Source organism: Cellulophaga baltica 18 (assembly GCF_000468615.2).
GTDB lineage: Bacteria > Bacteroidota > Bacteroidia > Flavobacteriales > Flavobacteriaceae > Cellulophaga > Cellulophaga baltica.
This window is the reverse complement of sequence record NZ_CP009976.1, coordinates 2,973,279-2,986,633: the sequence shown is the minus strand read 5'-3', so window position 1 is coordinate 2,986,633 and position 13,355 is coordinate 2,973,279. Positions and strand designations below refer to the sequence as shown.

Below are 13,355 nucleotides of genomic sequence, written 5' to 3'. Positions count from 1 at the left end.
CATATTGAAAAGCAAAGTCGTTTAGATTAAAATACTGCCTAAATAATTTTACCTATTATTTGGAAATAGCTAAATCAACTGACAAGCTTAAATAAAGACGTTTATGAAAAAAGAAATCTCAGTAATAATATTATTCATCGTTTTGGTATCTTGTTCTGAAGCTAAGAATAAAAAAGAGTACAATGCTACCATTCAAGAAGAGCAAAATCTCTCATTGGAAAAAATAGATAGAAAGGATTCCGTTTTTTTAAACCTAAGTCCCAATATGACTAATGCGGAATTCGAAAATGCAGTACAAAATCAAACTGTTTCAAATGTAAAAGACAAAAATTTTCAAATTCTTATAGAGCAAAAAGTGCTGAATTTTAAAATTCTGAAAAGTCAAAATGCTATATCATTAAAATATTATTCAGAAGGCGTTTCAAAAGATGAAAAAAGCACCACTCCTATTGAAAAATATTATGATGAATTAATATCAATCTTTAGAAAAAAATACGAAAGATATGAATTAGGTGATTTTACAAATAAGTCAAGTTTTCAATATTTTACTAAAGAATATCTAAAGAATAAAAAAAACGATAGCTTAATATTACAAAATCTTATCAAATATGATTTTGACAAAAATAATTACGTAATGTTCAAAGACTCCGTAAAAACAATTATGATTGGTCATTCATTTGAACATAATTTATTTAGTTCACTTGTTAAAAAAAGTAAAAGAAATAACTTAGAGATATATAATCATACAATAGAAATTGACTACTTCTTAACTAAAAATTTTGATAGTTTGAAAATAGACATTTTGACAAACTATCAAAAACATGTTTTGGGTGTTGAAAAAGACAAATTATTAAGAAAAAAAATAAAGGAAGACAACCAAAATCAATTAAATAAAAACATAGATAATTTGTAAGAAAGCAATATTAAAATAGAGAGAGAATTAAATAAATATTCCATTTCATCCTCTAAAAAAATTATAATAAACCCACTAAGTTATGGATCACGTAGACAAAAAAATAATACAACTACTGTCAAAGGGTTATATAACCCCAGAAATTTCAACTCATTTTATTGAAAAAAATATTACACCTAGTTCCGTATCATCTGTCGAGAAAAGAATAAAAGCCATAAAAAAAGCTCATGGAGCAAAAACGCTTTTCCATTTAGCTGCAATTCTATATAGTAAAAAATAAATGTAAAAGTAAAAGAGGTCACTATACAACTCTCAATGATAAAAGTAGCTGCCGGAATAATAGAATCCGAGAATAGAATACTAATTGCCCGAAGAAAAGAAGGTAAGTACCTCGCCGGTTTATGAGAATTTCCTGGTGGTAAAATTGAAATAGGAGAAACACCTGAAATTTGTCTCAAGAGAGAACTTTATGAAGAATTAGGTGTAGATATGATGACTGGTAAATTCTTTATGGAGAACATCTGTAAATATGCCGAAAAAACTGTACAATTAAAATCTTATAAATGTAAAATTGTATCAGGAGACATTGCTTTGAAAGATCATGATAAAATGGAATAGGTGGCAATCTCAAATATAAGTAATTTCAAATTTGCATCAGCTGATATACCATTTGAAACGCCTCTAGTGAACGAAGATGAATTTAATCGAAGGGTATGAAAAAATATCTAGCAAGACATAGAGCTAGGTTAAGTAATTATGATTTTAATAAGAGTATTATTTAAAAGTCAATTATTTCAATAATCAACAATACTTATTGTACCTCATCAGCTCTCAAGCACTGTAAAATATGAATATCAAAACTCTGTATTGGAAAGTAACCATTTACTCCCATTTATTGCTGTATAAACAGCATATAGAATCTTCTAAAGTTTCTGCTAATTAATGATGCATTACAAAAGCAATAGTGGTTAGCCGTAAGTCAACTTAATTCTAAATCGATAAAACCGATAGTACTGCAATACCTTTGATTACTTCGAACTCATTCCGTAATTTTAATTATGGAATAAGTCCGAAATTATCTTTACACCATCTTGATGTATAGATGGTTCTCTATTTAAACAGAACAGTCGTTAATTTATTTTAATATTCGTATTCATATTTCTAAGAATACTTACTACACTTTTAACGGCTAAAAAGCTTGTTTTTGGGTTAGCTGGACTTGGTTTATTCTCAGTACGGGTGTATATTTTTCCGAAATCGCCCTCACAAGTTATCTCATGCCTGTTGCTAGTCGCATTAGGATCAGCAACTATTTCTATTCTTAAATTTTCACATTTAGACGCAAAATAGATACTTGCTGCAACGTTTATATTTTTAGGAAATAAACTTACGGCCTCACTTACTTCACCTTCCCAAATAGTCTGACTAGTTTTAATAGAAGCCAAGTTAATCTCTGAATTGTCAAAAAACGGTGCTCCTTCTAAACTTTTAGGATGTTTTGTTGTCTTTAATTTAATGGACGTAATATCATCATTAACTGCTTTTATCGCATCCAATCCGGCAATTGCACCTATTGGTAGTATCACTTCACAGTTTTTCAGTTTTTTCAAAACCTCTTTATTCTGGTATAGCCCGCCCGTACTAATAAGAATTAGTTTCAGCCCCGTACGATCTATTTCACCAAATTTTAATAATTGCGATACCACTTCTTTCGTTGCACATTCAATAATAATATCAACATCATTTATCAATTCTGGCGTAACTTCTTTTCTGAATTTTACAGGTCCAATTTTAAAATCGATACGTTCTTTATCAATTTCTTTTCTAGCCACCACATATCTCAATTCAAAAGAAGGTTCATTACAAATCCATTCTGCTAGATATTTACCTATATTTCCAAAACCTATTATCGCTATTTTCACTTGGTTAATTTTATTGTTTGAGTAAAATAATTACTTAAATATATAACAAAGTTTTCAATTCAAAATCTAGCAACTTAACGCTTTGAAAATGAGATAATCATACGGGGTTCGTTTGGTAAGTCTACTCCATGAAGAAGGGAAGCTATATACTATCTTTATTATTCTCACTTGAATAATTAGTGTGCGATGCAGTATACTTGATGCTGAAAACTGGTCTTATTTTAAAAATTGAGTTTTAGATTCTTAATCTTAAAGTTTAAGCATTATAATGACGTTAAAGAACTATATACTGCTTAAGTTTGACTCTCTTTAAATTGATAGAATAATCAGAAAGAACAAGAGAGAGAATTAAGGTTACTATTTACGGCAAAGCTTAGAAGTACTTAAAAATAACTTAGACTACCTCCTATTCAACCTTTATATTCCTTATCATTTTATGAACAATACCACCACCTAAACTAAATTTCCTTTTTATCATTTGTTAAATAAATTCTCTAATATGTTTAAGACTTTTGTCCTGTACATTATTCTTTAGGATAGCTATTAAAATTATTTTCGGCACACCCTAAACTAGAATAATCTAAAATTTCATTTTTAATTTCAATACACTATGATAAAAATTAAAACACCTTTTTTCTTGCTGTTATTTACGGTTCTTCTTGTGGCCTGTAATTCTAAAAAAACTTCAGACCATACCGCTGTCAAAGCGGAAACTAAAGCATTAAAAAAAATCTTATTTGTAGTTACCAGCCATAGCCAAAAAGGCACTACTGGAGAAAAAACAGGGTATTATTTAGGTGAAGTTTCTCACCCTTGGGATGTATTACATACAGCGGGCTACGAAATAGATTTCGTAAGCCCTAAAGGTGGAAAAGCACCTGTAGACGCATTTGATATGAATGATTCTATCAATAAGAAATTTTGGGATAACAATACCTATCGCAACAAAATTGAAAATACTAAAAAACCAAGTGACGTACATCCAGAAGACTATGTCGCCATTCATTATGCCGGTGGTCATGGTGCCATGTGGGATTTTGCAGAAAATACGGAAATAGCAGAAATCGCAAAGCAGATTTATGAAAATAACGGTGTTGTAAGTGCCGTATGTCATGGTCCTGCAGGCCTAGTAAATATAAAACTTAGCAATGGGTCGTATCTTGTAGCTGGTAAAAAGGTAAATGCTTTCACCAATGAAGAAGAAGTAAAAGTGCATCTAGAAGATATAGTTCCTTTTCTACTAGAAGATCAATTAATAGCTCACGGCGCTATTTTTGAAAAGTCGGCTCCTTTTCAAACGCATGTGGTTACGGACCAACGATTAGTAACGGGTCAAAATCCGCAATCTGCACATAGTGTTGGAGAGGCTACCTTAAATGAATTACAGAGACTAACCAAAAGTGATCAATAAATGAGTGGAGAAAAAAACTTGGCAGCGCTATTAAAATCGATGAAACCTAAACATAATCTAGGCGAATTTGTTTTTTGTAAGACAACACATTTGGAGCAAATAAATTTGAGCCAAATCATAATGACTTTTAAAGAAGAAGAGAGCACTACTATTATAGCTAAAAAGGAAGTCGCAGACCAACTAAATTTAGACTATTCTTATATTGCGACTTGGATTACACTTACGGTTCATTCATCTTTAGAAGCCGTAGGTTTAACCGCCGCATTTTCAAATGCACTAGCTAAAAACGGAATAAGTTGTAATGTGGTTGCAGCGTATTACCATGATCATATTTTTGTGGATACAAAAGACACCGAAAAGGCTATGGAAATTCTGAATAAATTTTCAGAATAAAATTTGTACGATATGTAATTATACGAAGAGGTACAACAATTCATTTCATTTTTGGATTACCTCCATTAAATTCAAAGGCTACTTTTTAATTAAAAAGTAGCCTTATTTTGTACTCTTCACTTCTACTATTTTCCATAAAATCTAACGAAATACAAATTCCCTCAGTTTTTATGTAGTTCGTAATTTGATTCAAATTATAATTCAGCCCATTGTTTGTAAACTATTCTAAGTAAATTAGAATTCAAATAATTTCCCAAAGAGGAGACTAATGATGACTATAAATTAAATAAGTTAGGATTTATTGTCAAAACAACTAAGAATACGGGGCTTATAATATTGCTGTCTTTATAATGTCGAAAAAAAACTAAATTTTTTAAAAAATATATTACAGGTAAGTTCGATATGTCTTAAATTGGCTTTATAATGAACATATGTTCGTTCATGTGATTATAATCACCCAAAAAAGCTGAATATTTAAAATCGATAGCTAATTTTATTTGAAAACGTTAACCGAAAAGACAAAACTAAAAAAATCATGACTAAACACACACACATAATAGCAATAATAATTTTTAGCTTTTTCTTACTTAACTCTTGTAGTCAAGATGATACATGTACAGAACAAACTTGGTATCAAGATTCTGATGGAGATGGATTTGGAAACTTGAGTAATTCAAAACAATCTTGCACACAGCCAGAAGGATATGTTTCAGATAATACTGATTTTGACGACAATAATTCCACATCTAATCCTGATGCAATTGAGCTTTGTAATGGAATAGACGACAATGGAAATGGTATAATAGACGAAAACGCAACAATTTGTGGAGAATTAAATGTTTGTGAAAATGGGACTTGTGTAACAGCTGTAACATACTACAAAGATGCCGATGGCGATTTATTTGGGAACCCAAATGATTCAATTATAGCCGGAAATAATGCCCCCACCAATTACGTTATTGACAATACTGATTGTGACGATATGAATTCTTCCATAAACCCTGAAGCAAAAGAAAATCTATCAGACTCGGTTGATAATAATTGCAATGGCGAAGTTGATGAATTAATTATTACTGGTGAAACTTGGTTTTTTCAAAGAGATGACTCAACAAGTTGCTCTAATGGCGGATCTTTAGGAGGAGGAGAACCTTATGATTTCGTATTTTTAAATAATAATACGGTAAGTTTTACAGACCCTGGAAGCCTTAGCTCATCGTCTTTTAATTTAACAGGCGCCAATTTAACACTTGAAATGGTTTATCTCACCGAAGTTCGAGCTTATAAATTTATTGGAAATTATGTTTATTCGGAAAATACTCGTAAATTTTTAGGCAGCTTTATCTATACCGCTTACGAAGGCCTCAATACAAATGAAGATGTGAAATGGACGTGTGAAGGGTCTACAGAAATATTTAAATAGCAATTGCCATTTATCTTAGCAGAATTATTTCATAAAATATTAGGTAACACAGGAACCGTTACTTGCAAGCTAGTGCTAGCTGCAAAATTCATCACACACAAAAAGTGCTAAATAAATTTTCAATAAACGTCGCACTTTTTTTAAACATAAATTTAATTAAACCAGAGAAAATCAAAAATTACCTACCGCTAAAGTTTGAAAGAATATGTGGAAGAAGCAAAGCAGGAAATTCAGAGGCTGATTTTAATATTTAAAAACAAAAGGAGGAGATTCAAAAAAACAATTCGATAAAAAGCGTAGTATTTGTTCTTTCTAGTTATAGCAACAATTTACTGAGAATCAATCTTAAGACGCCCATAAATAGTTCTATGTTTTAGATTTTAAGCCAAGGTCTGTGTATATTTACTACAAGCATAAAAACTAATATATTTTACTTTAGACAGAACTTAAAATTAGAAAGAGTTGCGTAGTGCACAACTATAAATCAAAAGTATATTAGCTGTGTAGTGAGGTACTACCTAAATAAATATCCTTCCAACAATAGAATGAACAATTTAAAAGACTTAAATATAGAAAAAGAACTTTTGCCTTTGTTCGATTTTTCGCTGAACAAGTTTGCTAGGGAAAAAATTATTGAAATTTTAGAAAATCCGTTACCATCTACAATTGCTATTATCAACCGACAAAATATCCTGAAAGGTTTTTCAGCAAATAATATTGTATTAAAAGATTACTCCTATACCGTTCTATACTTAAATGAAGTCCATTTTTTTCTCAATGAAGAAAAAATAGAAGACCTATCTCAAAAGAAACTTAAGTACAAATTATTCGCCTCTAAACACGAAAAAACTAAATACATAGGTAAATTTAATCAGTTAGTCCTATTATTTCATCGCTTACAATCTAAGTATTTTTCAAGACTAGATTTAGAACACTTTCCAAAGGAATATAGTTCAAATATAAAATTGATTTCACAATTTTTATCCAATTTTGAACTTAACAAATATGAAGAAATCATTAGAGAAGACAGATTAAAAGATAAACACGTCATTGCGTTAACTGAAAAAATTAGTGTTCTAAAAAAACAGAAACTAGTAGTGCCTTTCTGGGAAAATTTATTTCTGTTCGAAGCTTACTTGTCCATAAATTCTGGCCTACTTAAAAATAATTTTACATTTCCAGATTTCAATATTGATCGTATCAAATTGCTCGATTTTTACCATCCCTTGGTCCATAAACCGGTAAAGAATGATTTTGAGACTACGAGTAATGTTATTGTATTAAATGGCCCCAACATGTCTGGGAAATCTACTTTTCTTAAATCCGTTGGTCTTTGCTTGTATTTTGGACATTTAGGAATTGGAATACCTGCCGCTTCTGGTGAAATTCCATTTTGCAATCACTTTTCTATTGAAATAAACAAAAGAGACGATATGTCAAATGGCTATAGCCATTTCATGACTGAGATTATGAATTTGAAAAATGTTCTTAAGAATGCTGCAGATGGACAGCAATGTTTTGCAATTTTCGATGAGCTTTTTAGCGGAACAAATGTTGAAGACGCACTCGAAATCTGCACGACAACCATTAACGGTTTGAGCAAGTATAAAAATTCTTTCTTTTTTATATCTACCCACCTTCAAAATCTTAAAAATATTTCAAATGCTCAAATATCTAATTACTACATAGATTGCAAACTAATAGAAGACAAACCTACTTTTACCTATAAATTGAAAAAAGGTTGGTCTGACATAAAAGTGGGACGTATCCTTTTTGATAAAGAAGGATTAAATGATATGTTAAACTAAATAAAAATTCAAAATACAACCAAAACTATACCCGTATGAATTTTAGATCGTAACTAGAAAGTTTGCAAATAGTTAACCCGTTAACAGTTAGATTTATTATGTCTGTAACATCTAAAAATTACTATTCCAACCATTTCCTACCTCATCTGCTTATGGTATAAGTCCGCCAAATAGTACTCTAAAAAATCTATGATTTCAGCATCGGTTTTTGCATTGCGGTACATGAGGTATACTTTATTAATATGCTTGTTTTTAAACCTATTTAAACGGATGCTATTAATTTCTTTCATAATATCCCAAGCGCGCATCCCCTTAAGCATTGTTCGATGATTTTCAAACCGGTCATTTACCACTTTTATATTCGCCTTAAATTCGGCCGTCTTTTTAATTTTAGTGTCATTATTTTCTGCATTTAAACGTAAAAATTCTTTCTCTAATTGGTAATCTATAGCTTCTGCATCTTTTATTAATTTAGTGTAGGCGCTGAGCACATACTCCGTATACTGTTTTTGGAATTTTTTAAAATCATCTACAGATTTTAAATAAGCAATAGCACTTTCTTTAAACACCACTTCTCTTTTATCAATAGCTTTTACCATTACCTCAGCCAAACCTTGTAGTTCCAGATTTTTATCGTCAGGGAGGGTTCCAAATTTACTACTTTTAGTTAGTTGCAATATGGTATCTGCAATAGTCTCCGCATAAGCTACATACTTGTACTTTTTATAATTCAAGGTAAGTATACTGTCTTTAGCCCTGCGCTTCCGGTCTTTTTTCTTCCAATTTATTTTAGGTTTTTTTACATCAAAAGAATAGTTATAAGCTAGGGTTGCCGTAAACTCTTTTAAGCCAGAAACAGAAGGTGTGCTTCTAAACAACTGAATGGCATTCAGACTCAAATTATGCTTTTCTAAATAAACGTACGAAACTCCTCCTCTTAGATTTGTGGTCTTTATAGCTCCACTTGTATTTTTTGCGGTATTATAGGAAGAGGATAGGACCGATTTTAATTCATTATTTAAAAAACCTTTTTTTACACTTATGGTGGGGCCCCAAGTAATGGCATCTTCTAATCCTATAGTATTATAAGTACCATGTACTGCCGGTGTAATGTTTAGATGTAATTCCTTGATCCCATAGGTATACGCGGTAGAAAAATTATGAAAAACAGAAGCATCTCCTACTCGAACCACACCTCCTTGTGCGTTTGATATATCACTCACATTATAGTTCAGGTTTAGATTTTCATTTTTTGTTTTGGTACTCGATAAAATATAGTTAATGTTAAGATTGGCGTTCTGCGATACCTGTTTATAGTTTAAGGTATCTACGACATTGTCTAAAAGATTGGCATCATTAATATCCTCAAACTGGTTGCTCCTTACATTGGTATAGGTACTAAAATTAGAATAGGAACCTGTCAAAGACAAGCGTTCAGAAGGCGTGTATGTAGCATTAATGGCGCCTACAAACCTACTCGTTGGGTTGGCCTTTTGGTCTTCCAAATCATCTCTTTGATACCCTACATTAAAACTCAAATTAACTTTATGATTAAAAAGAGGGCGAGAGAGATTAAGGGTGATGTTTTCAAAATCGTTATTAAAAAAATAGGCCCCTAGGGTTTCATATCCGGGAGCTACACGCTCATAATCTATTCCTAAAGTAGCCTCATACACACTATATTTTACTCCTAATTTATAAGCATTGTAATACTCCGTAGAGGCTCTGTTATTAAATAGTTTACGGAGTACGCCTTTGGTAGATTCTGAAGTTTCTTGTGCTCTTAGATCTTGTGTAAGGATGGTAGTGGCATAGGTTGCATTTAGTTCTAAATCTTTGCTTAATGCTACACGCCCTTCTACGTCTAGGACTAAATTTTCTTTGGGAAACACCCCTTCCTCATCTGGGTTTATCGCAATAGAATTTTGGTTGTCTATGGCATAAAAAGTTGAAACCCCAACGGTATAGGTCTTTTGCTCATAGACTGTTTTAAAACCATAACCCATTCTTTGGTAACTAGCTAAGGTACGGTCATCTTCCGTAGGAGTTATTGCTTTAACAAGGCGGCCATACATAGCTTTAAAGCTAATTGCTTTGGTGGGTTGCAATTCTACTCCTGCACCCGAAAACTGGTGTCCGCTTAAGGTGTACGGAGAAAAGCTCATATTCACATCTCCCACGTGTGCCGTTACCCATTTATATTTTGGGTGAAGACTTAATCTATTAAAATTAAATGGCAACTGATACCCTAATTGCGCTCCTTGATTGGAATAGTTATAGCTTATGGGAATAGAAAAATTGTAATAACTAATATTCAGGTTCCCTTGTGCAAAATAGGTAAATGGTGCTCTATTATTTCTTTGGTTGCTACTATAAAATACAGAACTTGCAGAAATACCACCTCCTATTTTAAAAGGGGAAGATTTTCCGAACGTTTCTAAATCTACACTTTGTGAACATACAAAGGCAGGAAGTAGTATAACAACTAAAAACAATAGGTTTTTCAACAAAAAGAGCTCTTTGGTTAAAGATGATGCTTAGGTTTCTTTGGGGGAATTTATGGTTTCACTATCGGCCATTTTTCAATAGCTTTCCTGTGCGCTACATAAGTGTTTACTTCTTTGAAAGAGATCCTACAAAAGTCTCTCTTCCCTTCTTTCCTATTCCGGAGTATATTCGGTTGCTACAAAACCATCGGTTAATTGCTTGTCTGTATTTATGTGTATGTCATCAAAACCCACACTTAGTTTTGTATTTCCTAAATAAGGAACTACAATAAAGCCCCTACCTGAAAAGCTACCATTGCCGCCAGATACTTCTTTAACCGTAACCTCAAAATCACCAGCAGTAAAAACATCATCTACCTTAAGCTCTTGTAAAGGTTCTTGGTTTGTGATGATAATTTCTGGAGGTATCCCACAATTATACTCACTTGCTGTTTCCTGAGAAGGTGTGGTAAATGTATGAATGGCGGAATAGCTGTATCCGCCATTTTGCATACATTGCCCACCAACTCTATACTCATACGTGGTTGCTTTCTCTAAAAAGAAAAGCTCTTTTGTTGTTTCTACCAGTTCTGACTCAAACCAAACGCCATTGTTAGCATTACCAGCTTCTGCTTTTCTAAATTGCACTTGGTAGCTTAGGTGATTAGGATTGGTTTGCCATGTAATTTTCTCGGACGTAGTACCTTCAGATTTTGCTAAAATATATTGAGGAGCTTCACACTGCCCCGTATAAGAGAAGTAAAATATTTCACTATACCCATCATTTTTGAAGACGGCAGCTTTGCTAATACCATCACTAACAATAGCACGCACACGCCAGCCATAATTTTTACCTTCCAACAAGCTTGTTTCTCCCGGACCATAGAGTAAAGTATTGGCAAAACTGGTAGTTTGGTATAATACCGGACTTGCTAAAAAGGCGGTCTGAGGATCTACCTGTGTGTCCCAAAGTTCTCGGAGTTCAAAAGCATACTCCACTCCCGTCGCATTTACATGTCTAGGCGTCCATTGAAAAATAATATTCTGTAATTCTTTGGCGGGTACTTGTGCTCCACGCTGCGGTAAGTTTAAAAAAGGAGGATCATTAAGAAACAGATATACCGGATAGCATTTTTTCACAGATAGTGGCCTGCCTGTTGCCCAATCAAAAACCTCAAAACAAAACTGGTATAAACCACTGGGTAATGGTTTGTTGTATTCATTAAGCGTAATACCTTCAAGATTCTGAAAATCAAAATAAGGTCGTAAATCTAAATTAGACAAACGTAAGGGTACCCCGCCAGTAATTTGTATGGGAGCAGCGTTTTGCACGTAATTTCTAGATTGTATCCGTACGCTATTTCCAGAGATTGAAAAACGCAACCTTACCTGCAAATCAGATTCATTTACATCGGTTAAAAGTAAGTTTACCAATAACTTTTCGCTCGTAGTGGTGCTATAATCGGATAGCTTTAAACTGTATGGGGGCACTAGTTGTGGTGCTACTTGTACCGGGAATAATTGTGCCGATAAAACGGAACCATGAAAGAGTATAAGTATCCATAGTACTGGTATTAAAAATTTAGGCATAAATGCGCTCCATCTGCTTGCCTGACAAGGTATTAATTTACGTATCGTCATCTTATTTTTTCTGAATTTTGATCTCGGTTAGGATGTAAGAGTTGAGACCATCTTTGACATATTCTTTTATTTTTATCGCTCCCTTTCTACCATCAGCTGTTTGAAATAACACCACTCTAGGTACTATAGCAGCTGTGAAATGCAGAGCACCTCCATTCGTTTCCGTTAGGTGTAAATTATGCAGCAGTACATCAGTGGTAATCGCATCAAATTCTACTGCCGATAATGTGCTTGCACACATACATTGCTCTTGAGAATTTATAATACGGGTATGCTGTGCATTTTCAAGTACCGGAAAGGTTGTACTACTCAGGTCATCTGGAGCAACAAATTTGTTAAAGGAAAAATCTTCTCCTAAACCAAAAAACACCAGATCTATTGCGTTTCCTTCTACCGTATTTCTGCTTTCTTTCGTGTATACTTCTCTGGTTGTGGCAGAGAAAAATGCCCCTATCGTATTGTTATGATGAGCGGTATTAATTCCGAATTTTACATTGGTAAACGTTCTAAGATTGGTATTGGCAATCAGGGCTATGGTTTTAGAAATAGCTTTTGATTCTTTTCCGTTAAACACTGTTAGCGTTATGGTCTGGGTACCCTCTTTCGTAAACGTAACACTGGGGTTTTCTTCTGTACTTGTAGATGGCGTGGCATTGGTGAAGCTCCACTGGTAGGCTAACACTCCCTTGCTAGAATTACGCATCACCAAGCTTACGGGAATTTGAAGATCGTCGTCTTGAAAAGCTACGTCCCAATCAAAAGCGACATCCAATCCTTCGGCAACCGTTATTATTTTTTCTAGTTCATGCGTTTCTCTGCCATTCCCTACGACCAAGTTAATACGATGCGCTCCTGGAGTTGTAAAAAGCACCACTCCCGGTTGTTCTTGGGTACTTGTTGCTGGCGAACCCCCTTCAAAAGTCCACGAATAGCTTGTAGCGCCTTGGGTTTTATTATATATAAAGACCGAAGCAGGGGCAAAATTATTGGTCTCAATTTCGGTATCAAAATCTACGACAACCGCAGCATCTAAGGTAAAGGTGATTTCTTTCTGTGCTATTTCCCCATCTTTATTAGACCCCTCTAACCAAATGGTATAGGTGCCTAATTTAGAATAGACTAAAGTTCCCGGATTTTTACTAGTACTAGTCTCTTGGTCTGCCCCACTAAACGTCCAAGAGTAGGCATCTGCACCAAATGTTTGGTTTAAAACTTTAACTTTTACAGGTACAGAGTAGTCATCATCTACAATGCTTATACTAAAATCTAAGCTTATAGGCACCGCCTGTTCCTTGGAACAGCTCGCACAAAAAAAGCAAACTATTAGTACGCAAAAACAATAAAAAGCGGTGTGTTTTAGG

10 protein-coding genes and 1 pseudogene are annotated in these 13,355 nt (G+C 33.4%); 7 read left to right on the top strand and 4 right to left on the bottom strand.

Annotated features, from left to right (window positions below; all coding sequences use genetic code 11):
• Positions 1-103: 103 nt before the first annotated feature.
• The 3 genes and pseudogenes from M666_RS12715 to M666_RS20895 all read left to right on the top strand — a co-directional run.
• Positions 104-913, top strand: coding sequence for a hypothetical protein (locus M666_RS12715; RefSeq protein ID WP_029446160.1), 810 nt, complete (start codon positions 104-106; stop codon positions 911-913).
• A gap of 82 nt (positions 914-995) precedes the next feature.
• On the top strand, positions 996-1,193 hold the full coding sequence (locus M666_RS12710) for a hypothetical protein (RefSeq protein WP_029446159.1): 198 nt from the start codon (positions 996-998) through the stop codon (positions 1,191-1,193).
• Between the two features lie 140 nt (positions 1,194-1,333).
• Positions 1,334-1,531: pseudogene (locus tag M666_RS20895) on the top strand (NUDIX domain-containing protein); the annotation flags it as partial.
• 512 nt (positions 1,532-2,043) lie between these two features.
• Here the strand turns inward: M666_RS20895 and M666_RS12705 are convergent.
• Complete coding sequence (locus M666_RS12705) at positions 2,044-2,835, bottom strand: aspartate dehydrogenase domain-containing protein (RefSeq protein WP_029446158.1); 792 nt, start codon at positions 2,833-2,835, stop codon at positions 2,044-2,046.
• 610 nt (positions 2,836-3,445) lie between these two features.
• Here M666_RS12705 and M666_RS12700 point away from each other — a divergent pair.
• The 4 genes from M666_RS12700 to M666_RS12685 all read left to right on the top strand — a co-directional run bounded on the left by M666_RS12700 (position 3,446) and on the right by M666_RS12685 (position 7,867).
• A complete protein-coding gene (locus tag M666_RS12700; protein WP_029446157.1) occupies positions 3,446-4,246 on the top strand; it encodes a type 1 glutamine amidotransferase domain-containing protein in 801 nt (266 codons plus the stop codon).
• Positions 4,247-4,639 (top strand): ACT domain-containing protein, encoded by a 393-nt coding sequence (locus M666_RS12695; RefSeq protein ID WP_029446156.1) that lies wholly within the window; start codon positions 4,247-4,249, stop codon positions 4,637-4,639.
• Between the two features lie 535 nt (positions 4,640-5,174).
• On the top strand, positions 5,175-6,059 hold the full coding sequence (locus M666_RS12690; RefSeq protein ID WP_029446155.1) for a putative metal-binding motif-containing protein: 885 nt from the start codon (positions 5,175-5,177) through the stop codon (positions 6,057-6,059).
• 545 nt (positions 6,060-6,604) lie between these two features.
• Positions 6,605-7,867, top strand: coding sequence for a MutS-related protein (locus M666_RS12685; protein WP_029446154.1), 1,263 nt, complete (start codon positions 6,605-6,607; stop codon positions 7,865-7,867).
• A gap of 137 nt (positions 7,868-8,004) precedes the next feature.
• Here the strand turns inward: M666_RS12685 and M666_RS12680 are convergent, their stop codons facing one another.
• The 3 genes from M666_RS12680 to M666_RS12670 all read right to left on the bottom strand — a co-directional run bounded on the left by M666_RS12680 (position 8,005) and on the right by M666_RS12670 (position 13,276).
• Positions 8,005-10,374, bottom strand: a complete 2,370-nt coding sequence (locus tag M666_RS12680; protein ID WP_029446153.1) for a TonB-dependent receptor — start codon at positions 10,372-10,374, stop codon at positions 8,005-8,007.
• A gap of 153 nt (positions 10,375-10,527) precedes the next feature.
• Positions 10,528-11,994, bottom strand: a complete 1,467-nt coding sequence (locus tag M666_RS12675) for a hypothetical protein (RefSeq protein ID WP_151198053.1) — start codon at positions 11,992-11,994, stop codon at positions 10,528-10,530.
• Between the two features lies 1 nt (position 11,995).
• Complete coding sequence (locus M666_RS12670) at positions 11,996-13,276, bottom strand: PKD domain-containing protein (protein WP_193353724.1); 1,281 nt, start codon at positions 13,274-13,276, stop codon at positions 11,996-11,998.
• Positions 13,277-13,355: the final 79 nt, after the last annotated feature.

Coding starts and splice junctions, on each gene's coding strand:
- M666_RS12715 (WP_029446160.1), top strand. CDS start 104: ATGAAAAAAGAAATCTCAGTAATAATATTATTCATCGTTTTGGTATCT.
- M666_RS12710 (WP_029446159.1), top strand. CDS start 996: ATGGATCACGTAGACAAAAAAATAATACAACTACTGTCAAAGGGTTAT.
- M666_RS12700 (WP_029446157.1), top strand. CDS start 3,446: ATGATAAAAATTAAAACACCTTTTTTCTTGCTGTTATTTACGGTTCTT.
- M666_RS12695 (WP_029446156.1), top strand. CDS start 4,247: ATGAGTGGAGAAAAAAACTTGGCAGCGCTATTAAAATCGATGAAACCT.
- M666_RS12690 (WP_029446155.1), top strand. CDS start 5,175: ATGACTAAACACACACACATAATAGCAATAATAATTTTTAGCTTTTTC.
- M666_RS12685 (WP_029446154.1), top strand. CDS start 6,605: ATGAACAATTTAAAAGACTTAAATATAGAAAAAGAACTTTTGCCTTTG.
- M666_RS12675 (WP_151198053.1), bottom strand. CDS start 11,994: ATGACGATACGTAAATTAATACCTTGTCAGGCAAGCAGATGGAGCGCA.